23 protein-coding genes are annotated in these 21,793 nt (G+C 68.0%); 14 read left to right on the top strand and 9 right to left on the bottom strand.

All coding sequences use genetic code 11. From position 1 onward, the window contains the following. Nucleotides 1-122 precede the first annotated feature (122 nt). Nucleotides 123-875, bottom strand: coding sequence for an SDR family NAD(P)-dependent oxidoreductase (locus O0J73_RS03880; protein ID WP_308308054.1), 753 nt, complete (start codon nt 873-875; stop codon nt 123-125). A 114-nt stretch (nt 876-989) separates the two neighbouring features. On the opposite strand from O0J73_RS03880, the gene O0J73_RS03875 reads away from it, so the two are divergent. Continuing rightward, complete coding sequence (locus O0J73_RS03875) at nt 990-1,457, top strand: DUF1456 family protein (protein WP_308308053.1); 468 nt, start codon at nt 990-992, stop codon at nt 1,455-1,457. Here O0J73_RS03875 and O0J73_RS03870 read toward each other — a convergent pair. Then, nucleotides 1,426-2,313: a LysR family transcriptional regulator gene (locus O0J73_RS03870; RefSeq protein WP_004153848.1), complete on the bottom strand. Its 888-nt coding sequence runs from the start codon at nt 2,311-2,313 to the stop codon at nt 1,426-1,428. The genes O0J73_RS03875 and O0J73_RS03870 overlap by 32 nt on opposite strands. Before the next feature lie 143 nt (nt 2,314-2,456). Here O0J73_RS03870 and O0J73_RS03865 point away from each other — a divergent pair, with 143 nt between their 5' ends. Then, on the top strand, nt 2,457-3,605 hold the full coding sequence (locus O0J73_RS03865; RefSeq protein WP_345784120.1) for an MFS transporter: 1,149 nt from the start codon (nt 2,457-2,459) through the stop codon (nt 3,603-3,605). Here the strand turns inward: O0J73_RS03865 and O0J73_RS03860 are convergent. Next, entirely contained in the window at nt 3,602-4,300 is a 699-nt protein-coding gene (locus O0J73_RS03860; RefSeq protein WP_308308051.1) for a TorF family putative porin, read from the bottom strand. The genes O0J73_RS03865 and O0J73_RS03860 overlap by 4 nt on opposite strands. Before the next feature lie 179 nt (nt 4,301-4,479). Here O0J73_RS03860 and O0J73_RS03855 point away from each other — a divergent pair, with 179 nt between their 5' ends. Continuing rightward, nucleotides 4,480-4,869: a DUF6165 family protein gene (locus tag O0J73_RS03855; protein ID WP_004153844.1), complete on the top strand. Its 390-nt coding sequence runs from the start codon at nt 4,480-4,482 to the stop codon at nt 4,867-4,869. Between the two features lie 6 nt (nt 4,870-4,875). On the opposite strand, the gene O0J73_RS03850 is transcribed toward O0J73_RS03855, so the two are convergent. Then, nucleotides 4,876-5,553 carry a response regulator transcription factor gene (locus O0J73_RS03850; protein WP_004153843.1) on the bottom strand — a complete coding sequence of 226 codons (678 nt, stop codon included), beginning with the start codon at nt 5,551-5,553 and terminating at the stop codon, nt 4,876-4,878. A gap of 199 nt (nt 5,554-5,752) precedes the next feature. Further along, nucleotides 5,753-6,325 carry an Ax21 family protein gene (locus O0J73_RS03845; RefSeq protein ID WP_004153841.1) on the bottom strand — a complete coding sequence of 191 codons (573 nt, stop codon included), beginning with the start codon at nt 6,323-6,325 and terminating at the stop codon, nt 5,753-5,755. A 210-nt stretch (nt 6,326-6,535) separates the two neighbouring features. Between O0J73_RS03845 and O0J73_RS03840 the strand changes: the two genes are divergently transcribed. Continuing rightward, entirely contained in the window at nt 6,536-8,938 is a 2,403-nt protein-coding gene (locus tag O0J73_RS03840) for a prolyl oligopeptidase family serine peptidase (RefSeq protein WP_308308050.1), read from the top strand. A gap of 91 nt (nt 8,939-9,029) precedes the next feature. Beyond that, the gene (locus O0J73_RS03835) at nt 9,030-9,389 is read left to right on the top strand and encodes a DUF1428 domain-containing protein (protein WP_004153839.1); all 360 of its coding nucleotides are present in this window, start codon (nt 9,030-9,032) and stop codon (nt 9,387-9,389) included. Nucleotides 9,390-9,404: 15 nt separating this feature from the next. On the opposite strand, the gene O0J73_RS03830 is transcribed toward O0J73_RS03835, so the two are convergent. Further along, nucleotides 9,405-10,091, bottom strand: coding sequence for a hypothetical protein (locus O0J73_RS03830; protein ID WP_308308049.1), 687 nt, complete (start codon nt 10,089-10,091; stop codon nt 9,405-9,407). A 107-nt stretch (nt 10,092-10,198) separates the two neighbouring features. Further along, nucleotides 10,199-11,077, bottom strand: coding sequence for a histone (locus O0J73_RS03825; protein ID WP_308308048.1), 879 nt, complete (start codon nt 11,075-11,077; stop codon nt 10,199-10,201). A 490-nt stretch (nt 11,078-11,567) separates the two neighbouring features. Between O0J73_RS03825 and O0J73_RS03820 the strand changes: the two genes are divergently transcribed. The 9 genes from O0J73_RS03820 (at nt 11,568) to O0J73_RS03780 (ending at nt 19,464) form a co-directional block, all read left to right on the top strand. Next, nucleotides 11,568-13,001 carry a Do family serine endopeptidase gene (locus O0J73_RS03820; protein ID WP_004153836.1) on the top strand — a complete coding sequence of 478 codons (1,434 nt, stop codon included), beginning with the start codon at nt 11,568-11,570 and terminating at the stop codon, nt 12,999-13,001. 101 nt (nt 13,002-13,102) lie between these two features. Continuing rightward, nucleotides 13,103-13,468 carry a hypothetical protein gene (locus O0J73_RS03815; RefSeq protein WP_004153835.1) on the top strand — a complete coding sequence of 122 codons (366 nt, stop codon included), beginning with the start codon at nt 13,103-13,105 and terminating at the stop codon, nt 13,466-13,468. An 8-nt stretch (nt 13,469-13,476) separates the two neighbouring features. After that, complete coding sequence (locus tag O0J73_RS03810) at nt 13,477-13,947, top strand: phage holin family protein (RefSeq protein WP_308308047.1); 471 nt, start codon at nt 13,477-13,479, stop codon at nt 13,945-13,947. Beyond that, on the top strand, nt 13,944-14,393 hold the full coding sequence (locus tag O0J73_RS03805; protein WP_049457344.1) for a hypothetical protein: 450 nt from the start codon (nt 13,944-13,946) through the stop codon (nt 14,391-14,393). Before O0J73_RS03810 ends, O0J73_RS03805 begins: the two co-directional genes overlap by 4 nt. A gap of 67 nt (nt 14,394-14,460) precedes the next feature. Further along, nucleotides 14,461-15,570 carry an AI-2E family transporter gene (locus tag O0J73_RS03800; protein ID WP_308308046.1) on the top strand — a complete coding sequence of 370 codons (1,110 nt, stop codon included), beginning with the start codon at nt 14,461-14,463 and terminating at the stop codon, nt 15,568-15,570. Between the two features lie 31 nt (nt 15,571-15,601). Continuing rightward, nucleotides 15,602-16,321, top strand: coding sequence for an HAD-IA family hydrolase (locus O0J73_RS03795; RefSeq protein WP_004153832.1), 720 nt, complete (start codon nt 15,602-15,604; stop codon nt 16,319-16,321). Between the two features lie 3 nt (nt 16,322-16,324). Beyond that, nucleotides 16,325-17,692: a M17 family metallopeptidase gene (locus O0J73_RS03790; protein WP_308308045.1), complete on the top strand. Its 1,368-nt coding sequence runs from the start codon at nt 16,325-16,327 to the stop codon at nt 17,690-17,692. Nucleotides 17,693-17,827: 135 nt separating this feature from the next. Further along, nucleotides 17,828-18,931, top strand: a complete 1,104-nt coding sequence (locus O0J73_RS03785) for a catalase family peroxidase (RefSeq protein WP_197563512.1) — start codon at nt 17,828-17,830, stop codon at nt 18,929-18,931. Beyond that, on the top strand, nt 18,928-19,464 hold the full coding sequence (locus O0J73_RS03780; protein ID WP_004153827.1) for a cytochrome b: 537 nt from the start codon (nt 18,928-18,930) through the stop codon (nt 19,462-19,464). The genes O0J73_RS03785 and O0J73_RS03780 overlap by 4 nt, the downstream gene beginning before the upstream one ends. Nucleotides 19,465-19,977: 513 nt before the next feature. On the opposite strand, the gene O0J73_RS03775 is transcribed toward O0J73_RS03780, so the two are convergent. Together O0J73_RS03775 and O0J73_RS03770 are read right to left on the bottom strand one after the other, a co-directional pair. Beyond that, nucleotides 19,978-20,580 carry a response regulator gene (locus O0J73_RS03775; RefSeq protein ID WP_008268231.1) on the bottom strand — a complete coding sequence of 201 codons (603 nt, stop codon included), beginning with the start codon at nt 20,578-20,580 and terminating at the stop codon, nt 19,978-19,980. Beyond that, nucleotides 20,577-21,791, bottom strand: a complete 1,215-nt coding sequence (locus O0J73_RS03770; RefSeq protein ID WP_049456604.1) for a sensor histidine kinase — start codon at nt 21,789-21,791, stop codon at nt 20,577-20,579. The genes O0J73_RS03775 and O0J73_RS03770 overlap by 4 nt, the downstream gene beginning before the upstream one ends. Between the last annotated feature and the right edge of the window lie 2 nt (nt 21,792-21,793).

The raw sequence follows: 21,793 nt of genomic DNA, 5'->3' as shown, positions 1-21,793 counted from the left end.
TCGGGGCTGAACGGAAAAAGCCGGGCATTGCCCGGCTTTTTTGTTCCTGCAGTGTCGAGCCGTGCTCGACTGCCGTTCAAAAACAGAAGAGCAGTCGGGCATGGCTCGACTCTACAAGGGCTTCAGCCTTCGCGGGCGACCTGGAAACCGGCGAACGACTGGCTGACCGGCATCAGTTCCAGGCGATTGATGTTCAGGTGCGGCGGCAGCGTGGCCACCCAGAAGATCTGTTCGGCGATGTCCTCGGCGGTCATCGGGTTGGCGCCGGTGTAGAGCTTGTCCGAGGCAGCCTGGTCGCCATGGGTACGCACCACGGTGAACTCGGTTTCGGCCATGCCCGGTTCGATCGTGGTCACCCGCACGCCGGTGCCGTGCAGGTCCGAGCGCAGGCCCAGCGAGAACTGGCTGACGAAGGCCTTGGTGCCCCCGTAGGCATTGCCACCCGGGTACGGATAGACGCCTGCCACCGACGAGATGTTGATGATCGCGCCCTTGCGCTCCACCAGCTGCGGCAGCAGGCGATGGGTCAGGGTCACCAGCGCGGTGATGTTGGTGTCGATCATCGTGGTCCAGTCAGACAGCCTGGCGCCCTGCGCCGGCGCGGTGCCCTGCGCCAGGCCGGCGTTGTTGACCAGCAGATCGATCTCGCCGAACGCGGGCGGCAACGCCAGCAGGGCCGCTTCCATCGCCACCGGATCGCGGATGTCGAAGGCGGCGGCATGCACCACGTCCTTGCCATAGCGCTCGACCAGCGGCTGCAGGCGCTCGCTGCGACGGCCGGTGGCGATCACCTTCCAGCCGGCCTGCGCGAAGCGGTGGACGGCGGCGGCGCCGAAGCCGGAGGTGGCGCCGGTAATCAGGACGGTGCGGGTCATGCAGGCAACTCCGTGGGGAACCAGACCCCCATTCTGGCACCGTCAGCCGGGGCCTGCGTTGCCGGATCGGCCAGATCCGGCCCCACCTGTCGGGGTGACCGGTACAATTGCGCCATGATCAACAACGATGTCCTGCGCAGCGTGCGCTACTCCCTGGACCTGGGCGACCACCACGTGGTGACCTTGTGCCAGATGGCCGATCCGGCGTTCGCCGTGGATACCGAACAGGTCAAGGCCTGGTTGCGCCGCGAGGATGAATCCGGCTTCGAAGCAATGAGCGACAGCGCACTGGCGCACTTCCTCGATGGCCTGATCGTGCACCTGCGCGGCCGCGACGAGAGCCAGCCGCAGCGTGCGGTGGAAACCCGCATCGACAACAACCTGGTGCTGAAGAAGCTGCGGGTGGCCTTCCAGCTGCGTGACGTGGACCTGATGGAGATCTTCGCCAGCGCCGGATTCAAGGCATCCAAGTCGGAAGTCGGCGCGCTGTTCCGCCAACCCGGCCACGCCAACTACCGGCGCTGCCTGGACCAGATGCTGCGCAATTTCCTCAAGGGCCTGAGCCTGCGCCTGCGCGGCTGAGCACGGCTTCGACGAACGCGCGCGCCGCCGGCGTCGGCACCCGCTGCCAGACCAGGTGCACGCGGCGGGTCGGGGTCGGTTGCAGCGGAATCTGCACCACGCCCTCGAAACCGTCGGCGATCAACGCCGGCACGATGCCGACCGCCAACCCGTGGCGGACGAAACGCTCGACCAGTTCCATCAGGTTGACCTCGAAGCGCACCGTGTGCGGCAGGCCGGCGGCGGCGAACGCCTCATCGGTCTGCCGGCGTGCGCCGGTACCGCGCGGGAAGTCGACCAGCGCCTCGTCCTGCAGTTCGGCCAGGGGCAACCGCTTGCGCCTGGCCAACCGGTGCGACGGCGCCAGCACCGCCACCAGATCCTCCTCCTGCAGCATGCGGTGGCAGACACCGTCCAGCGCCGCGGACGGCGCCAGCCCGACCAGTGCCACGTCCAGCGCGCGCGACTGCACCTGCGCGATCAGCACTTCACTCTTTTCCACCCGCAGCTGGAACTCCACCTGCGGGTGCGCCTGCTGGAAGGCGGCCAGCATCGCCACCACGTCGATGTCGGTGAGCGACGAAATCTGACCGATCGCCAGCAACCCACGTACTTCACCACTGACGGCGGCCACGTCGGCGCGCAGGTGGCGCAGGCTGGCCAGCACCTGGCGTGCATGCACCAGCAGCGCCTCGCCTGCGGCGGTCGGGCGAACCTGGCGCGGCAGGCGTTCGAACAGCGGCGTGCCCAGCTCCCGCTCCAGGTAGGCAATCTGGTGGCTGAGCGCGGACTGCACCACGTGGCAGCGCTCGGCGGCACGGGTGAAGTTGCCCTCCTCGGCCAGGGCCACGGCGAATTCGAGCTGCTTGAGATTCACGCAACCATCTCATTTCCAGATGACAGGGATGATGATGATTCATTTCCATCATGACTGCAGCAGGCGGACACTGTGCACCCCGCTTTCTGGAACATCGCGTGAGCCCCACTCTCCCCCCACTGCATCGCTGGCAGGTGCTGCTGATGTCGGTCGCCACCGGTGTCGCGGTGGCCAGCAACTACTACGCGCAGCCGCTGCTGCACACCATCGCCGATGCCTTCGGCGTGCCGTTCGGCCAGGTCGGCATGGTGGTCACCGCTGCGCAGCTGAGTTATGCCGCCGGGCTGATCCTGCTGGTGCCGCTGGGAGACCTGTTCGAACGCCGCCGCCTGATCGTGGTGATGAGCCTGCTGTCGGCCGGCGGCCTGGTGATCAGCGCCTGCGCACCATCGCTGGCCTGGCTGCTGGTGGGTACCGCGATCACCGGCCTGTTTTCGGTAGTGGCGCAGGTGCTGGTGCCGTTCGCCGCCACGCTGGCCGCGCCGGAGCATCGGGGCAGGGTGGTCGGCACGCTGATGAGTGGCCTGCTGCTGGGCATCCTGCTGGCACGCACCGTGGCCGGCCTGCTTTCCAGCCTGGGCGACTGGCGCCTGGTGTATGCGATTGCCGCCGGCACGCTGGTGCTGACCGCACTGGCGCTGCAACGCGGGCTGCCGCGTTTCCATCACAGTGCCGGCCTGGGCTACTTCGCGTTGCTGCGCTCGATCGGCGTGCTGTTCGTGCAGGAACCGGTGCTTCGCCAGCGCACCCTGCTCGGTGCCTGCAGCTTCGCCATGTTCGCGATCTTCTGGACCCCGCTCGCCTTCCTGCTGGCACAACCGCCGTATGAGTACAGCGATGCCACCATCGGCCTGTTTGGACTGGTCGGTGCCGCCGGCACGCTGGCCGCGGGTCTGGCCGGGCGCATGTCCGACCGCGGGCAGACTGGCCGCGCCACCGCCATCGCACTGGTGCTGTTGCTGCTGTCATGGCTGCCGCTGGGGCTGTCTGCACATTCGCTGCTGGCGCTGCTGGTCGGCGTGGTGGTGCTGGACCTGGCCGCGCAGTTGCTGCACGTCAGCAACCAGAACCTGATCTATGCATTGCAGCCTGCCGCACGCAACCGGCTCAATGCCGGCTACATGACCGGCTACTTCATCGGCGGTTCGCTGGGCTCGCTGCTGTCGGCGCAGGTCTACCAGCACTTCGGCTGGACCGGCGTGTGCGTGGCCGGTGCCGCGGTGGCGGTGCTGGCCCTGTTGCTGTGGCTGCCCGGCGCGCTGCGCGCGCGCCAGGCTGCGGCGTCGAACTAGAAGCTGCCCTGCAGCGCCAGCTCCCAGCGTCCACCGGCATTGCCCGGGAACAGGCGCTTGGCCGCACTGTCGGTGTCGTGCACGGTGGCGCGCAGCTCCCATGCCGGCGCCAGCGTGGCAACCGCACTGAGCTGGCCATGCAGGTAATCCGGCCCCTGCGCGGTGGCCAGCCAGTACTGGCCCACCGCCGCCTCCAGGCGGAACCGCTCGTGCAGCGGCACACGCACGCCCAGCTGGGCATAGGTACCGCGATGCCTCCCGGCCAGCGCGTCGTTGGAATGCGCGACCTGCAGCCAGGCGCGCTGCTTCCAGGTCACGGTGGCATTGAGTTCGGTCCAGTCCAGCGCGCGACCGGTGCCCGGGTACACATAGCGGGTCAGGTTGGCATCCAGCGCCCAATCCGGCGCGAGCGTGCCGGACCAGCCCGCCACCAGGTCGAACTCGCTGCGCGCGCCATTGTCCGGTTTGAACGAAACGTTCGAGCCCCACACGCTGGCGTACCAGCCCGATGCGATGGCTGCTTTCGCACCGGCCTGCACCGCCGGGTCACCATCGCTCTGCGAGCTGCCACGCCACACGTAGTCGCTGGTCAACGCCGCGCTGCCGCTGACCTGTACCTGGGCCTGCGCACTGCCGATTCCGAGCAGCCCTGCCAGGGCGGCCACCATGGCCGCCGTCGTCCCCTTGCTGTTCACTGCACTGTTTTCCTCGTCGAAGGCGGTCCTGCCGCCGGGACGGCAGTGTCGAGGGCCGGGCCGTAACGGATCGAGGGCGTTGCCCGGCCCGCAGCGCAAATTCGGCGTAAATCCCGTGGAGGGGCGGCGCTTCGATACGGGCGCGTTATCATGGCGGCCTGTTTCCAGGAACCAACCGCGTGGACGCCATCCTGACCCCGGTATCGATCGGCGAGCTGATCGACAAGATCACCATTCTCGAGATCAAGGCCGAGCGCATCGACGATGCCGCCAAGCTAGCCAATGTGCGCACCGAGCTGGACGGCCTTCTGCCGCTGCAGCAGCAGCAGCTGCAGGCACAGCCGGCGCTGGCCGCGCTGAAGCAGCAGCTGAAGGTGATCAACGAACGCATGTGGGATATCCAGGACCAGCTGCGCGACAAGGAAGCGGCCCAGGTGTTCGACGAGGTGTTCATCCAGCTGGCGCGCGGCGTCTATGGCACCAACGGCGAGCGCGTGCAGGTGAAGAACGAGATCAACCGCGTGGCCGGTTCGGCGCTGGTGGAAGAGAAGCAGTACCAGGGCGAATAAGCCCTCTCACCCGCAATCGAGCAGGTGGCGGAAGCGGAACAGATCGCCGTCGCCGCGGATGCCGAGCTTGCGGTAAGCCGAGGTTTTCTGCGAGCTGATCGTGCTGGCCGAACGCCCCGATCGCAGCGCCATCTCGCTGGTGCTGACCCCTTTCAGCACCAGGCCAAGCACTTCGCGCTCGCGTCGGCTCAACGGCGCCAGCACCGGCGCCGGCGTGCTGCGCGCCCGCGACGCGTTCAGTTCCGCGCGCAGCTCCGGTGGCACGAAGCATCCTCCGCGGGCCACCACGTCGATCGCATGCAGCAACACATCCGGCGCGGTCGACTTGGACAGGAAGCCACGCGCGCCGGCACGCATGCTGCTGGTCACCGTGCTGGCGTTGCAGTGTGCCGACAACACCAGCACCGGCAGCGCCGGCCAGCGTTGCGACAAGCGGCGCAGCAGGGCCAATCCATCGCCCAGATCGCCCATCGGCAGCGCGTCGACCAGAAGCAGGTCCACACAGGTCGGGCTGCGCTCCAGCAGCTGCAGCAGATGCGCCTCGCTGGACAGGCTCACGCGGACCTGCACGCCACTCTGCTGTCGCAACAGCACTTCCACGCCCAATCGCAGTACCGGATGCGGGTCCAGCAATGCCAGGCGTTGGGGCCGGTCGGGAAGCAGGGGTGGAAGTGCGGGCGGCATGGGGGGGCATGTCCAGCAACATGGGACCGCCACGGTAGAACGGAGCCGGCAGCGGAGGAATCCAATTCCTTGCAATGCCAGGCCTGCGTGACCCGTCAGTCAGATGGCATTCCGTTTTGCGCCTTCGCAAACGCAACAGGCCCGGCAGAAGCCGGGCCTGTCGAAGCGTTTCCAGCGCGCGATCGCGCCGGGGCAGCAATTACCAGCTGAAGCGCGGGCCGACGGTGTATTCCTTGTCGCCGTGACGGTTCATCTTCAGCTCGCCGTTCAGGCCCCAGTTCTGGTTCAGCTTGACCTGACCACCCAGGCGGCCGTACCACTGGCCATCCGGATTGACGCCGTGCTTCTTGGCGTAGTCTTCGTAGCCGACCAGGCCATAGACTTCGGCGTGGGCACCGAAGGCAGTGCGGACACCGGCTTCAGCGCTGTAGCCGTTGAAGTCCAGGCCGTGCTTCTGGTCGAGCTTCTGGTAGGCAACGCGGGCAACGAAGTCGGTCGACGGAGCGATTTCAACGTTGTAGCCGGCACCGATCTTCCACTGGTCCAGCTTGACGTTGGTGTGGTCGAATTCCTGGCGGCTGTACTCACCGAAGGCGTGGAAGTTCGGCAGGAAGCCGTAGGAACCCTTCACGCCCCAACCGTCGGACTTGAACGCATCGTTGTCGGTCTTGGCGTAGTTGGCTTCGGCGTAGTTGTAGGACAGGTTCTCAGCGGCCGAAGCGGTGAACGGCAGGGCAGCGGCCAGGGCCAGAGCAATCAGCGAATTCTTCATGGGGGTACACCTTTACTTTCTTATGGTGTGCAGCAGCGCCAGGGCGCCATCGCATCGGGAATGTAAATTCTCCGTTATTCGCCACAACGCTCCCTGAAAACAGCGGTCTTCGCATTGCTGAATTTTTTGCCTTGATTCAGGCTCTCTCTGGCATACGCGCGCGCCGCGCGTGCATTTGTGATTCATCGACGATTGCAACAGGAGGTTGCCTTGCACCTGCCCGACCCGCTACAGAGGATGGTCCGCGCGACCGTCCTGGCCAGCGCTGCGCTGGTTTCATCCGCGCCTGCACATGCGCTGCAGGCCAGCGACTACCAACGCGCCGAACGCGTGCACGACAGTCATCTGCGCGGTGCACTGCGCAATGCGTCGGTGCTGCCCAACTGGCTGCCCGACGGGCGCTTCTGGTACGAACGCGAAGACGCACAGGGCCGGCGCCAGGCCGTGCTGGTCGATCCGGCAACGGCCGGTCGCCAGATCCTGTTCGAGCCGACCGCGCTGGACACAGCGGTGGCCCCCTTCGCTGCCAACGGGCCATACCTGCGCCTGGCCAGCGTGCAGGCGGTGGACGCTGGCCTGCGCCTGCGTTTCAACGGTGAGGTGCCGATCGATTGCCAGTGGCCACGCTGGCAATGCGCGCGCGCGCAGGATCCGTTGCCGCCGGCCGACGCACTGCCTTCGCCCGTTGCCGATGCGTGGCTGCAGGTGCGCGGCCACGATCTATGGCTGCACTCGCCCGGAACCGTGGCACGCGCGCTGACGGCCGGCGGTGAACCCGGGCATGGCTATGGCGTGCTGCCGGACTTCGCGCTGCGTGGCATTCCGCGCCGGCAGGGCCGGATGCCGATGCGGCCGTTCGCGGTCGGCTGGTCACAGGATGGCCGCTACGTGGCCGGCATCCGCTATGACGAGCGTGCCCTGCTGGACTATCCCTATCTGGAAAGCACGCCCGCCGACAGCGCGCGCCCGCGCGTGCATGCGGTGAAGCTGGGCGTGCTGGGTGATGCCCAGCAGGTGCGCGACAGCCTGTACGTGGTGGATACCCGCAGCGGTCAACAGCACGACATCGCGCTGCCCGAGGGCTGGAACACGCTCAGCGAAGCCGGCGTGCTGGGCTGGGACGGGGGCCGGTTGTACGCGGTGATCGCGCACTTCGGGACGCCACGGCGCCTGCGCCTGGTGGAGATCGAAGCCGGCAGCGGTGCAGTGCGCACCGTACTGGAGGAAGCCAGCGACACCCGCCTGCAGCTCAACGTGTATTCGTACAACCGACCGGCCGTGGCGATCCTGCCCGGGCGGGACACCGCCGTGTGGTTCTCGCAGCGCGACGGCCGCGGCCACCTGTACCGGGTGCGCCTGTCCGACGGCAAGGTGCTGGCCCAGCTGACCCGTGGCCCCTGGGTGGTACGCGACCTGCTGGGCGTGGACGGCGCAGGCGGTTGGGCCTACTTCAGTGCCGGCGGCGTGGACGGGGGCGACCCTTATGTGCGCGGCCTGTACCGGGTATCGCTGCAGGGCGGGCCGATCCAGCGCCTGGCCGCCGATGGCAACGACCACTTGGCCGATGCCGGCACCGGCGCGCTGTTCGGCGGACGCGCGCCGCAGGCGCTGTCGCCTGGCGGTGGCTATCTGGTGGATACCGTTTCCCGTCTCGACCAGCCACCACGCACCGTGCTGCGGGCCAGCGATGACGGCCGTGAAGTGCTGTTGCTGGAAGAAGCGGACAACCGCACAGTGGTTGCTGCCGGGTGGCGACCACCACGGCGCGAGCGGCTGCTGGCCGCCGATGGGCGCACACCGATCTTCGCCACCGTCTACCTGCCCCGTGACTATCGCGATGATGGCAGCTTCCCGGTGATCGATGCGATGTACGGCGGCGCCTTCATCAGCAATGCGCCGGTGACCTACGCCGAAGCGGTGTCCGCGTTGAACCCGGTGTCACGCGCCAGCCTGGCCGAACTCGGCTTCGTGGTGGTCAGCATCGATGCGCGCGGCACCGGTGGGCGCGACAAGGCGTTCCATGACAGCAGCTTCCTGCGCGCCGCCGATGTGCAGCTGGATGACCATGTGGCCGCGCTGCGACAGCTGGGCGAACGCTACCCGGGCATCGACCTGCAGCGGGTCGGCATCTATGGGCATTCGTTCGGTGGCTACAGCGCGGCGCGCGCCCTGCTGCGCTACCCGGCGTTCTACAAGGTGGGCGTGGCCTCGGCCGGCAGCCACAATTTCCAGGGCATGTATGGTGGCGCCCTGCACGGCATGGACCGGCTGTTCGGCGGCGTGCTGCCGGCTACGGCCATGGCCGATGGCGTGCCGGCGCCGTTTGCCGGACTCGACAATGCCGCGCTGGCCGGCAACCTGCGTGGGCATCTGCTGCTGGTCTATGGCGAACTGGACGAGAACGCGCCACCGGCGCTGACCCTGCAGCTGGCCGCCGCCCTGAACAAGGCCCAGCGCGGGTACGACCTGCTGTACCTGGCCCGCCAGGACCATGAGTTGTTCCGCAACGACGCTACCTACACGCACCGCATGTGGGACTACTTCGTGCGCCACCTGGCCGGCCGGCAACCGCCGGATACGATACTGGCGCCACTGCCCGGTGGCCCGGGCTGAACAGGCATCGCCAGGGTGTCGATCCACGCCGCCCTGGTTCGTCGGGTACTTGAAGGCCGTGCATGCGGCACGGTCCATCCGGAGGCAGGCAATGAGCTACATCGATGGTTTCGTCCTGGCGGTGCCCACCGCCAACAAGGAGAAGTTCCTCGCCCACGCGCGCGCGGGTGATCCCGTCTTCATCGAATACGGCGCGCTGCGTGTGGTCGAGTGCTGGGGTGACGACGTACCGCACGGCAAGACCACCGACTTCTTCGGCGCAGTGAAAGCCACGCCGGATGAGACGGTGGTGTTTTCCTGGATCGAATGGCCGGACAAGGCAACCCGCGACGCCGGCATGCAGAAGATGATGGAAGATCCGCGGCTGGATCCGGCGAAGAATCCGATGCCGTTCGACGGCGCGCGGATGATCTACGGCGGCTTCGTGCCGATCTACGAACTGACGCCCTGAAGCGTGCGGGCGCGCTCAGCGCGCGTCCGTGTCATCGCTGGCAGCGGCATGGCCGGCGCCCAGTGCGGCGCCGGCACCCAGGCCCATGCCGGCCCCCATTCCACCGCCGCCACCGCCGCCGCCTCCACCGGGACGACCGCCCTTGGCATCGCCATCATTGCGGCCCTTGCCGCCACCGCTGGCGCCGGGCCGGGTCGGGCCCTGCGGTGGAATCTGCAGGTCGGCCGGGATCGGCGCCAGGTCCAGTGCTTCGCGCACGAAGTCACGCAGCGAGACCACAAGGTCGTGGGTGTGCACCGGCCGCCCCTGTGCCAGTTCATGGGCGGCGCGCGCGGCCAGCCGCACCTGTTCGTCGGTGCCCAGCAGCAGGATGTCCGACAGTGCCGCCTCGACCGCATCGCGGATGCGGCGGGCGCGGTCCGAGCGCGGTTCGGCGATGCCTTCGGCATCTTCGCGCTGGCGCAGGTCGCGGCGATGGCTGGGGTCCACCCCCAGTTCGCCGGTGAACGAACCGCCCAGGGTCTTGTAGGCGGCCATCAGCGTGCGCAGCCGCTCATTGATCTGCCGGTTCTCGCGCTCGCGACGCTGCTGCAGGGTCTGCATCACCAGCAGGCGGATACCCACGCCGAGCAGGGTGATCAGGACCAGGCCGGCCAAGGTGGACAGCACGCCCTGCCAGGAACTGAAGTCGATACCGCGCATGCTCGGCACTCCGGCGGGAAGAGCCTGCATCTTGCCCCAGGCGATGTCCCAGAAACGCGAAAGGCCCCACCACCCGGAGGATGGCAGGGCCTTCGGTCATGGCGCGATTACTTGCGCTTGGCGACCTTGCGCACGGCCTTCTTGGCGGGCGCCTTCTTGGCGGCAACCTTCTTCAGCGGCGCAGCCTTCTTGGCGACCGTCTTGCGGGTGGCCGCAACCTTCTTGCCGACGGCCTTCTTGGCGACGGCGGTCTTCTTGCCAACCACCTTCTTGGCCGCAGCGGTCTTCTTGCCGACGGCCTTCTTGGCAACGGCCGCCTTCTTGCCGACAACCTTCTTGGCCGCAGCGGTCTTCTTGGTGGCGACCTTCTTGGTGGCGGCAACCTTCTTGCCGACCACCTTCTTCGCAGCCACGGCCTTCTTGGCGGCGACGGTCTTCTTGGCCACAGCCTTCTTGGCGGTGGCGACCTTCTTGCCGACCACCTTCTTGGCGGCCGCGGCCTTCTTGGCAACGGTCTTCTTGGCCACGGCAGCCTTCTTGGTGGCGGCCTTCTTCACGGTGGCGACCTTCTTGCCGGCAGCCTTGGTGGCGGCCTTGGTGGTCTTCTTGGCGGCAGCGGCCTTCTTGGTCACAGCCTTGCCCGCAGCAGCCTTCTTCTTGGCCACTTCCTTCTTCAGGGCAGCGGCTTCGGCCTTGGCGTTCTTCTTGGCCGCTTCCAGCTTCTGCTTGGCCTTGGCAACGGTCTTGCCGACCGACTTGGCAGCCTTCTCGGCCTTCTTGGCAACGGTCTTCTCGACCTTGGCCACGGCCTTCCTGGCCTTGGCAACGCGGGTACCGGCAGCCTTGGTGGCGCGCTTGACGGTCTTCTTGACCGACTTCACGGCGTCTTCGGCGGCGTGGGCGATGGTCTCGCCAACATTGGTGGCGGTTTCTTTGACGTTCTCGACGGCGTCGGTCACGACCGACACACCATTACCGTTGCTCATGTTGCCCTCCTGCGGGCCTTTAGTATCAAAACGGGGCGATGCTATACCGACATTGACGATCGTGGAACGGGGCATGCGCCACCAATCGCATCTGCTGCGACGGCAATGGTGTAGCCAGGCACGGTCGCCAGCACGACTGCTTTGCAGCAAACCCCTTTTTTTAAGGACTGCGCCACACACGCCACACGCAGGATGGGCAGCACCGCTGTGGCCGGCACCGATGCGCTGATCCGCGCAGGTTGTGGCGCATTGCGGCACCCGGTTGCGCGGAACTGCGCAGGTATCGGTCTGTGTCCAGCTAGCGGTCGGCGACCTTCGGCAGTGCACGCATCGCGGCCATGACGGTCGCTTTGGCCGCGTCGCCGCCCCATGGACACGCCGGCCGGGCACGCGGTTTTCATGGCGCATTTATCCAGATCGCGACACACTCATTCAGCTTGTTTTACCGTAGGGCCGAACCGCCCCCACCCACGCCTGCGAACCGACGCCCATGCGACCGCTCCCCACCCTGCTCACGCTCGCAATCGCCGCTGCCTTTGGTGGCTTCGTTGCCACCGGCCTCAATGCACACCTGGACAACCGCGCCGATGCCGCACCGCTGCCGACGGTGTTGCCGACCACCGCAGCATTGCCGGCCTCGGTCGCCGGACAGGCGGTGCCCTCGCTGGCGCCGATGCTGGAGAAGGCGATGCCGGCAGTGGTCAGCGTCAACACCAAGCAGGTGGTGCGCGTGCGCAACCCCTTCTTCAACGACCCGTTCTTCCGCCGCCTGTTCCCGGACATCCCGCAGGAACGCATCAATGAATCGCTGGGCTCGGGCGTGATCATCGACGCCAAGGAAGGCCTGGTGCTGACCAACCACCATGTCATCGACAATGCCGATGACGTGCAGGTGACGCTGGCCGACGGGCGCACGGTCAAGGCCGAATTCCTCGGTTCGGACCGCGATACCGACATCGCGCTGATCCGCATCCCGGCGCAGAACCTGACCGACATCAAGCTCGGCAACAGCGACCAGCTGCGGGTGGGCGACTTCGTGGTGGCCATCGGCAATCCGTTCGGCTTCAGCCAGACGGTCACCTCCGGCATCGTCTCGGCCGTGGGCCGCAGCGGCATCCGCGGCCTGGGCTACCAGAACTTCATCCAGACCGATGCGTCGATCAATCCGGGCAATTCCGGCGGCGCGCTGGTCGACCTGCAGGGCCAGCTGGTCGGCATCAATACCGCCAGCTTCAATCCGCAGGGCAGCATGGCCGGCAACATCGGCCTGGGCCTGGCGATTCCCTCCAACCTGGCGCGCAGCGTGGTCGACCAGCTGGTCAAGCATGGCGTGGTGGTGCGCGGCACGCTGGGCGTGGAGAGCCAGAACCTGACCGCGCAGATCGCGCAGGGCCTGGGCCTGGGCGAAAGCCGCGGCGCGCTGATCACCCGCGTACTGGCCGGTTCGGCCGCCGCGACCGCTGGCCTGAAGCCGGGCGACGTGGTGGTCTCGGCCAATGGCCAGCGCGTGGACAGCGCCGAGGCGCTGCACAACGTCGAAGGCCTGGCCGCGGTCGGCAGCCCGCTGACGCTGGACGTGCGCCGCGAAGGCAAGCCGCTGCAGATCAAGGCAACGCTGAAGGAGCAGGCACGTGCAGTGACCGGCGACAGCCTGGACCCGCGCCTGGGCGGCGCCACCTTCGTCGACCTGCCCGAATCGCTGCGCCAGTCGGGCGTTGGCGGCGTGCTGGTCAGCGAGGTCAAGCGCGGCAGTCGCGCGGCCAGCAACGGCCTGCAGCAGGGCGACATCATCACCGACGCCACGGTGGGTGAATTCGCCGACCTGGCCAGCTGGCGCGCCAACTTCCAGCAGCGCCCGCCGACCCTGGTGCTGCGCGTGCTGCGCAACAACGGCCAGCAGCAGGGCCAGCTCGTGATGCGCTGATCGCCCCGCCGTAACACCCCCTATACCCCGGCAATGCTATTGCTGTCAGTCCAGGTCGGCACCGCCGACACCCGTTCCCCCATCGCAACAGGAGTGATTCGATGAGCCCCACCAATACCGAGAACCTGAAGGAACACCTGGGTGAAGCCGGTTCCCACCTGAAGCAGGCCGCCACGGCTGCCGGCGGTGCGATCAAGGGCGCAACCGGTGCTGCGACCGATGAACTGCGCATCGGCAAGGCCAACGTCAAGGCCGAACTGTCCGACAGCGCGCTGTCCGGCCTGGCCGCCGCCGAGTTCGGTGGTGCCGCCGCCAAGGAACAGGTCGATGCACTGATGGACAAGGGCAAGGATCTGATCGACAGCGCCGCTGAGCTGATCCGCGAACGTCCGCTGGCCTCGTTCGGCGTCGCCTTCGCCGCCGGCTGGATCATCGCCAAGCTGGCTCGCGGCAGCAGCGACAAGTAAGCCGCAGCGTGAGCGAAGACAACGCGCAAGCGCCTGATCCGGCGGCCACCCCGCCGCTGGATGAGAGCATCCGCCAGGTCGGTGCGGCCGGCCGTGCCGCCGCCGATTCGGCCAAGCATTCGCTGCGCTCGTTGCGCCGGTTGGCTTCGGCCGACTTTGCGCTGGCACGCAGTGCGTTCGGCCGTGCGCTGGCCTGGGCCGGCGTGGCGATCGTGTTCGGTGCGTCGGCCTGGCTGCTGATGGCGGCCACCGTCATCGCCCTGCTGCAGAGCTGGGGCCTGAGCTGGCTGCAGGCCCTGCTGATCACCTCGCTGCTGAGCCTGGCCGTGACCGGCTATGCGATCTGGCGGGTGTCCTACTTCTTCCACCACACCGGCATGCACGCCACCCGGCGCCAGCTGTCACGCCTGGGCCTGTTCGACGAGCCCAGCGAAGATGACCCGGATGCCGATGTGCAGCTGCCGGAGGGCAAGCCATGAAGTTCGGTGCGCTGCAGCGGCGGGTGAAACGCTGCGAACAGGTGGTGACGGTGCGCCTGGTCGAGACCCAGGACCACTGGTCCACGCTCAGCCAGGTCTGGCGCCAGGGCTGGTCGCCGCTGCGCATCGTGGTGGTCGGCCTGGCTGGCGGCTTCATCGCCGGCAAGCTGGAAGTGCCGGGCAAGGTCAACGGCGCCCGCTGGCTGCAGATGGTGGGCTCGGTCTCGAACCTGTTCGCCAGCGCGCAGGCCGCGTTCGCTACGGCCATGGCGGCGCAGGCCGCAGCCACCGCCGACGATGCCGCCGAAGAAGCCGACGATGCCAGCGAACAGGCACAGGCGGCCGCATCGGCATCCGCCGCTCGCCCGGCAGCACAGCCGGCGGTGGAACCGGAACTGCGCGAGCCGCGTCCGGCCGAAGCGGCCACTGAGCTGTCCGAACGTTGATGGATGGAATCCGCCGCGCCGATCGCGGCCGGCGGATAATGCGCTTCCCTTCCCGGTTGATGCGTCGATGAGCGAGCCCCTCCTGTCCCCGTCAGCGGCCGGCCCCGAACTACCCGAGGCGCCGCTGCCGCCACCGTCGCGCCCGCGCGGGCCGATGTCGCTGGTGGTGCTGGCCACGCTGGCGGTGGGCTACGCCCTGTGGGCCGCACAGGACATCATCCTGCCGGTGCTGCTGGCGATGTTCTTCGCGCTGGTCGGCAACCCGATCCTGCGCCTGCTGCAGAAGCTGTGGATTCCACGTGCGCTGGGCGCTCTGCTGGTGCTCGGCGCCGGTCTCGGCGTGACCGGTGCGCTGGCGGTGCAGCTGATCGGCCCGGCGATGGAGTGGGCACAGGAAGCCCCGCAGCAGCTGCGCAAGGTCGCGCGCCAGGTACAGGACCTGACCAAGCCGGTGCAGCAGGCCAACCAGGCCGCGGAGAACTTCGCGCGTGTCGCCGGCGGTGACAGCAACCGCAAGGTGCAGGTGATCCGCACCCAGCTCGACGACCCGTACCGCATGCTGACCCGTGCACCACGGCTGGCCGCCTCGGTGCTGGCGGTGGTGCTGCTGACCCTGTTCTTCATGATCTACGGGCAGAACCTGCAGCGCGCGGCGATCGCGCTGTTCCCGAACCGCCAGCAACAGCGCTTCACCAGCGACATCCTGCGTTCGATCGAGCGCGAGGTCTCGCGCTACGTGCTGACCATCAGCGTGATCAATACCCTGGTCGGGCTGGTGTTCGCCGGTGTCCTGATGCTGTTCGGCATCAGCCTGCAGGACGCACTGCTGTGGGGCACGGTGGCGGCGCTGCTGAATTTCGCGCCCTACGTGGGCCCACTGATCGGCGTGGCCCTGATGCTGCTGATGGGCTTCGTGGAATTCAGCGACCCGCTGCAGGCGCTGCTGCCGGCGGCGGCCTACCTGGCCCTGCATACCGTGGAGGGCCAGGTGGTGACCCCGATCGTGCTGGGGCGGCGCATGAAGCTGTCACCGCTGGTGCTGATCCTGGCACTGATGGTGTTCGGCTGGGCCTGGGGCATGATCGGGCTGCTGCTGGCAGTGCCGCTGCTGGTGTGCATCAAGCTGGTGCTGGCACGGCTGGACGGCATGCAGGGCTGGGCGCGCCTGCTGGAATGAAAGCCCGCGCGGGCAGGCGTAGAATGGCGGGGTGAATTTCCCCGTCCAAGCCATCACCCTCGACCTTGACGACACGCTGTGGCCGTTCGCTCCGATCGGCGCCCGCATCGACCTGGTCCTGCACGAGTGGATGCGTGAACACAGCCCCGCCACCGCCGCGATGTATCCGGTGGCAGCGATGCGCGAACTGCGCGAGCGCCTGTACCACGCCCATCCGCACCTCCATCACGACCTGAGCGCTCTGCGCCGGCTGACCCTGCACGAAGCCCTGCACGGCAGCGGCGCCAGCCTCGACCTGCTGGAGCCGGCGTATGAAGTGTTCTACGCCGCGCGCAACCAGGTGGAGTGCTACCCCGATGCGATCGAGGCACTGGCGCGGATTGCCGCGCGGGTGCCGGTGGCGGCGCTGAGCAATGGCAATGCCGATCTGGAACGGATCGGCCTGGCCCATCATTTCGCCTTCCAGCTGGGCGCGCGCGAGCACGGCGCGGCCAAGCCCGAGGCCAGCATCTTCCACGCCGCCTGCACCCGCCTGGGTGTGGCGCCGGCACAGGTGCTGCATGTCGGCGACCATGCCGAGATGGACGTGGCCGGCGCGATCGCCGCAGGCCTGCGCGGGTGCTGGATCAACCGTGAAGCCGCCACCTGGACCCATCCGCAGCTGCAGCCGGACCTGCAGTTCGACACCCTCACCGGCCTGGCCGACTGGTTGGATGCCAACCTCGACGCTGCCGCACCCCGGAGTATCTGACGCATGAGCGAGATCACTGGTTTCACCACCGACGCCACCGCAGCGCTGCCGCTGTACGTGCTGGACCGCGAGCAGTTCGCAGCCTGGAAGGAGGGCCAGCCGGCCGCCACCCAGGCCTGGCTGGCATCGCAGGGGTTTACTGCCGGCGCCTTCAGCACCGCGCTGCTGCCCGGTGCCGACGGCCTGGCCGGTGCGGTGATCGGCGTCGGTGATCGCGCCGACGCCTACAGCTACTCGCACGCTCCGCACGCCCTGCCGGAAGGCAGCGTGTGGCAGCTGGCCAGCGAACTGCCGGCCGCCGAACAGGCGCTGATGCAGCTCGGCTGGGGCCTGGGCAGCTACCGCTTCGACCGCTACCGCAAGCGCCACCGTGCGCCGGCGCAGCTGGTGGCCACCCCCACCGGCGAAGCGGCCGACCTGATCACCGCCAGCCTGCGCGTGCGTGACTGGGTCAACACCCCGACCGAGGACATGGGTCCGCAGCAGCTGGAAGACGCCGCACGTGCGCTGGCCGACGCGCATGGCGCCGAGGTCGAGGCGATCACCGGCGATGCGCTGCTGAAGCAGAACTTCCCGGCCATCCACGCCGTGGGCCGCGCCTCGCACCGCGCTCCGCGCCTGATCGTGCTGCGCTGGGGCAAGGACACCGACCCGGCGCTGGTGCTGGTCGGCAAGGGCGTGTGCTTCGACACCGGCGGCCTGGACATCAAGCCGGCCGACGGCATGCGCAACATGAAGAAGGACATGGGCGGCGCCGCGCACGCGCTGGCCCTGGCCGGCCTGGTGATGGCCCGCGGGCTGCCGGTGCGGCTGACCCTGCTGGTGCCGGCGGTGGAAAACGCGATCGGCCCGGATGCCTTCCGCCCGGGCGAAGTCATCGCCACGCGCAAGGGCCTGAGCGTGGAGATCGACAACACCGACGCCGAAGGCCGCGTGATCCTGTGCGACGCGCTGACCTTTGCCAGCGAGCAGAAACCCGACCTGGTGCTGGACTTCGCCACCCTCACCGGTGCCGCACGCATCGCGTTGGGCCCGGACCTGCCGGCACTGTTCAGCAACGATGACAGCGTGGCCCAGCAGTGGCTGCAGGCCGGCGATGCGACCCGCGACCCGGTCTGGCGCATGCCGCTGTGGCGCCCCTACCTGCGTTACCTGACCAGTGGCATCGCGGACCTGGCCAATGCCGGTTCGCGCATGGCCGGCTCGGTCACTGCCGCGCTGTACCTGGAACGTTTCCTGGAAGACGGCCAGCGCTGGGCCCATCTGGACGTCTATGCCTGGAACGACGGCGAGCGACCGGGCCGTCCGGCCGGTGGCGAAGCGCTGGCGCTGCGCTCGGCATGGGCGATGCTGAAGGCGCGCTACAGCTGATCGGGTGGGTGCCGACCCTGGTCGGCACGCCGTCCCCGGCAAACTTGACGAAAATTTGAATACCGGGCCTGGAAGGGTTCTGCGAGGATGTGCGGGTCGACCACCCACACGCTCCGTGAAGGCAGGAACCCGACCATGTCGCTCTTCCGCTATACCCGCGCCGGCCAGGCGCCGGGCGCACCGCGCAGGCATTCGCCACTGCTCTGGATCGCACTGATCGCGCTCATCCTGGGTGCCGTCGCACTGACCTTCGCCTGGCTGGCCGGCTGGATCGGCAACCGCCTGACCGCGCAGCGCTTCACCGACACCATCGAAGCCACCGGCCCGGCGCATCCAGGCTTCCGCCGTGCGCACAGCAAGGGCATCTGCGTGAGCGGCTGGTTCGAACCGAGCGCGCAGGCGCCGACGCTGTCCAGCGCACGGATGTTCTCGCAACCGCGCGTGCCGGTGATGGGGCGGCTGTCGATCGGCGGCGGCGATCCCTACGGTGCCGACAACACCGCGCGCGTGCGCAGCCTGGCGGTGCAGTTGGTCAGCGATGACGGCCAGGAGTGGCGGATGGCGATGAACAGCTTCCCGTTCTTCGCCGTTCCCGATGCCGAGGCGTTCTTCGAGCAGACCCGCGCCTCCATTCCCGACCCGGCCACCGGCAAGCCCGACCCGCAGAAGATGGCGGCCGTGCTGGCGAAGTACCCCAGTGCACAGGCCTTCCAGCAATGGGCCAAGACCGCGCCGTGGACCAGCAGCTGGGCCGACACCACCTTCAACAGCGTCAACAGCTTCTGGTTCACCAATGCGCAGGGCCAGAAGCGCGCGGTGCGCTGGCGCTGGCAGCCGCAGGCACCGGTGGTGGAAATGGATGCCGAAACGCGCAAGCAGGCCAGCGTCGATTTCCTCAGCCAGGAACTGCAGCAGCGCCTGGCCAGTGGTCCGGTGCGCTGGAACCTGGTCGTCAGCACCGCCGAGCCCGGCGACGCCATCGATGATCCGTCGGTAGCGTGGCCCGAGTCGCGTGAACAGGTGGTGGCCGGCGTGCTCAGCCTGGACCGCATGCAGTCGCAGGAAGAAGGCGCCTGCGGACAGATCAACTTCGATCCGCTGATCCTGCCCAGCGGCGTGCGCGGCAGCGACGATCCGATCCTGGCCGCACGCTCGGCCGTGTACTCGCAGTCGTTCAACCGCCGCGAACGCGAGCGCGCCAGCGGCAACGTGGAGCAACCGAAGGAGGCCGCACGATGAGCACCGGCAATGGCCACTTCAACCTGCTGGCGCGGGTGCTGCACTGGTCGATGGCGCTGATGATCATCGCCATGCTGTTCATCGGCGTGACCATGGTCGCCTCGCTGCATCTGCGCCCCGTGCTGATCGACCTGCACCGTCCACTGGGCATCGCGATCCTGCTGCTGGTGCTGCTGCGCCTGTATAACCGGCTGCGCCATCGCCCGCCGCCGCTGCCGGCCGATCTGCCGGTGTGGCAGGTGATGGCGGCCAAGGCGTCGCATTGGATGCTGTACGCGCTGATGCTGGCGATGCCGCTGATCGGCTGGGCGATGCTGTCGGCCGGGGGTTACCCGATCGTGCTGTGGGGTGGCCTGCACCTGCCGCCGATCGTGCCGCACACCCCGGCGCTGTATGCCGCGCTGCGCAACGCGCACAGCCTGCTGGCCTATGTATTGTTCGCCACGGTGCTGATGCACGTGGGGGCGGCGCTGTTCCACCTGTGGGTGCGGCGTGACGGGGTGTTCCAGGCGATGGCGCGCGGGAAGGATTGATCGGGTTCGCCGGGAGTTCCCGGCGGATCGTTTCCGCGCCTGCGGGGAGGTGTCACTTTCTTTGCTCGTGCACCGCGCTGCAGGAGCAGCGCGGAACGGCGCAGCCGGCCCGTAGGGTGGCGCACATGGATGTGCGCCATCAAGAAAGTAACCAAAGAATCGCTCCGCCGGCCGCGAGCCGGCGTGCTTCGCACGTCGGTGCCCTGCGCTCAAGGCGGACTGGAAGGTCAAGATCAACGGCAACAGCATCCACCCATGGCGTGGTTCCACTGGGTGCAGCTGTGGCATTTGACCTTGGGTCCGCCTTGAGCGAGCCGAGCATCGCAGGGGAATCAGGGGCGAAGAGGCGCCGGTGTCTGAGCGCAGCGAGTTCGGCGCCGTCCCCTGATTTCCCGAGAAGCGCAGGGCACCGGTGCGCAGCACCGGCTCGCGGCCCGGCGGCGTGTTTCTTTGGTTACTTTCTTTGCACGAGCAAAGAAAGTGACACCCCTCCGCGGTCGCGGAAATGATCCCCTACAACCACCCCTTCTGCCGCGCCAGCCGATACGCCTCGATGCGATTGGCCACGCCCAGCTTGCCGATGCACTCGGACAGGTAATTGCGCACCGTACCGTGCGACAACCCCAGCTGCTCGGCAATCTCGCTGGCCGTACGGCCCTCGCCCGCCAGCCGCAGCACCCGGCGCTCGCGGTCGGTCAGCGGGTCGGCCTGCGACCACGCATCCAGCGCCAGCTGCGGGTCGATCGCGCGGATGCCCTGGTTCACCTTGCGCAGTGCGTCGGCCAGATTCTCGGCCGGTGCGTCCTTCAACAGGTAGCCCAGCACGCCGGCCTCCAACGCGCGGCGCAGGAAGCCGGCGCGGGCGAAGGTGGTCACGATCACCACCTTGATCGGCAACTCATGGCGGGCGATGCGCTGCGCCAGTTCCAGCCCGGACAGACCCGGCATCTCGATGTCGGTCACCAGGATGTCCGGCTTCAGCTGCTGCAGCATCCGCCATGCGGCTTCGCCGTCGGCGGCGCTGCCCAGTACCTCGATGTCAGGCTCCAGCCCCAGCAGCGCCGACAACGCACCCCGTACCATCGCCTGGTCTTCGGCCAGCAGGATGCGGATCATGCCACACCGCCCGGTGCCAAAGACGCCGGCGGCAACGGCGTGCTGGCGGCCACCAGCGGCACGCGCACGGTCAGCACCGTGCCTTCTCCGCGCGGAGACTGCAGCGTCAACTGGCCCCCCAGCGCCGCCGCCCGTTCGCGCATGCCACACAGTCCATTGCCCTCGGCCTGCACGCCACCGCGCCCGTCATCGCGTATCTGCATCGCCAACTGTCGTTCCTCAAGCATGAAATCCACCTGCACCCGGGTCGCCTGCGCATGGCGCACGATATTGGTTGCCGCTTCGCGCAGCACCAGCGCCAGTCCACGTTCCACGTCCACCGGCATCGGTGGCGGCGTCGCGTACTGCAGGTGCACCTGCTGGCATTCCAGCAGCAGGCGCGCCGAAGCCAGCTCGCCGGCCAGGTCACTGGCGCGGATGCCGGTCACCGCACTACGGACCTGTGCCAGCGCCTCGCGGGCGATCGCCTCGGCCTCGCCGATCTCCTGCCGCGCGCGCGCGTCGCCACGGTCGTGCAGCTTGCGCGCCAGCTCCAGCTTCAACGTGATCAGCGACAGGGTGTGGCCGAGCAGGTCATGCAGGTCGCGGCCGATGCGTTCGCGCTCGGCGGTGGTCGCCAGCCGCCGTACTTCGTCCTGCGACAGCTGCAGGGCAACGTCGCGCTGCTGGCTCAGGGCCTCCACGTTCACCACCAGCCCGACAATGAACGACACCGCCGGCATCCACACCATGGCCTGCCACGGATAGCCGAAGTACAGCGCGGTGCCGCAGAACAGCAGGTTCAGCCCGGTCAGCTGCAGCAGGTACGCCCACCAGCTGCTGCGCCCGCTCATGCGGATCATCACGCAGCCGAACACAAAGTAGCTCAGCCCTGAGGGGTACCAGGGCAGCAGCACCAGCGCCAGCACGATCATGCCCAGCGCATAGCGCCACCCATGGTGCCGTGGCGCCAGCATCACCCTGGCGTAGAGCAGCAGGAACAGCGGATAGCTGACCAGGGTCAGCAGCAGCCAGCGCAGCGTGAAGCCATTGCCCAGCACCGGGGTGAGGAAGATCCATACCGACCACAGCAGGTGGATCGCGCCGCTCCAGGGCGACTTGCCACGTCGCAGCAGTTCGGCCACGGCCGAATCCGGCGCAGGGCGCAGCAGGGACGCAAGCCAGCTCGACGACACGGGAGGATCCAGGCGGGGACGAACGTTGCCGATCATGC

The sequence above is a fragment of the Stenotrophomonas sp. Sm6012 genome (genome assembly GCF_030985895.1).
Taxonomy (GTDB): Bacteria; Pseudomonadota; Gammaproteobacteria; order Xanthomonadales; family Xanthomonadaceae; genus Stenotrophomonas; species Stenotrophomonas forensis.
This window is presented reverse-complemented; position numbering and strand designations above follow the sequence as displayed.

Bases quoted from the DNA above. Each gene is read 5' to 3' on its own strand.
- O0J73_RS03880 (WP_308308054.1), bottom strand. From the start codon at position 875: ATGACCCGCACCGTCCTGATTACCGGCGCCACCTCCGGCTTCGGCGCC.
- O0J73_RS03875 (WP_308308053.1), top strand. From the start codon at position 990: ATGATCAACAACGATGTCCTGCGCAGCGTGCGCTACTCCCTGGACCTG.
- O0J73_RS03865 (WP_345784120.1), top strand. From the start codon at position 2,457: ATGTCGGTCGCCACCGGTGTCGCGGTGGCCAGCAACTACTACGCGCAG.
- O0J73_RS03850 (WP_004153843.1), bottom strand. From the start codon at position 5,553: ATGCCGCCCGCACTTCCACCCCTGCTTCCCGACCGGCCCCAACGCCTG.
- O0J73_RS03845 (WP_004153841.1), bottom strand. From the start codon at position 6,325: ATGAAGAATTCGCTGATTGCTCTGGCCCTGGCCGCTGCCCTGCCGTTC.
- O0J73_RS03835 (WP_004153839.1), top strand. From the start codon at position 9,030: ATGAGCTACATCGATGGTTTCGTCCTGGCGGTGCCCACCGCCAACAAG.
- O0J73_RS03830 (WP_308308049.1), bottom strand. From the start codon at position 10,091: ATGCGCGGTATCGACTTCAGTTCCTGGCAGGGCGTGCTGTCCACCTTG.
- O0J73_RS03825 (WP_308308048.1), bottom strand. From the start codon at position 11,077: ATGAGCAACGGTAATGGTGTGTCGGTCGTGACCGACGCCGTCGAGAAC.
- O0J73_RS03820 (WP_004153836.1), top strand. From the start codon at position 11,568: ATGCGACCGCTCCCCACCCTGCTCACGCTCGCAATCGCCGCTGCCTTT.
- O0J73_RS03815 (WP_004153835.1), top strand. From the start codon at position 13,103: ATGAGCCCCACCAATACCGAGAACCTGAAGGAACACCTGGGTGAAGCC.
- O0J73_RS03805 (WP_049457344.1), top strand. From the start codon at position 13,944: ATGAAGTTCGGTGCGCTGCAGCGGCGGGTGAAACGCTGCGAACAGGTG.
- O0J73_RS03800 (WP_308308046.1), top strand. From the start codon at position 14,461: ATGAGCGAGCCCCTCCTGTCCCCGTCAGCGGCCGGCCCCGAACTACCC.
- O0J73_RS03790 (WP_308308045.1), top strand. From the start codon at position 16,325: ATGAGCGAGATCACTGGTTTCACCACCGACGCCACCGCAGCGCTGCCG.
- O0J73_RS03785 (WP_197563512.1), top strand. From the start codon at position 17,828: ATGTCGCTCTTCCGCTATACCCGCGCCGGCCAGGCGCCGGGCGCACCG.
- O0J73_RS03780 (WP_004153827.1), top strand. From the start codon at position 18,928: ATGAGCACCGGCAATGGCCACTTCAACCTGCTGGCGCGGGTGCTGCAC.
- O0J73_RS03775 (WP_008268231.1), bottom strand. From the start codon at position 20,580: ATGATCCGCATCCTGCTGGCCGAAGACCAGGCGATGGTACGGGGTGCG.
- O0J73_RS03770 (WP_049456604.1), bottom strand. From the start codon at position 21,791: ATGATCGGCAACGTTCGTCCCCGCCTGGATCCTCCCGTGTCGTCGAGC.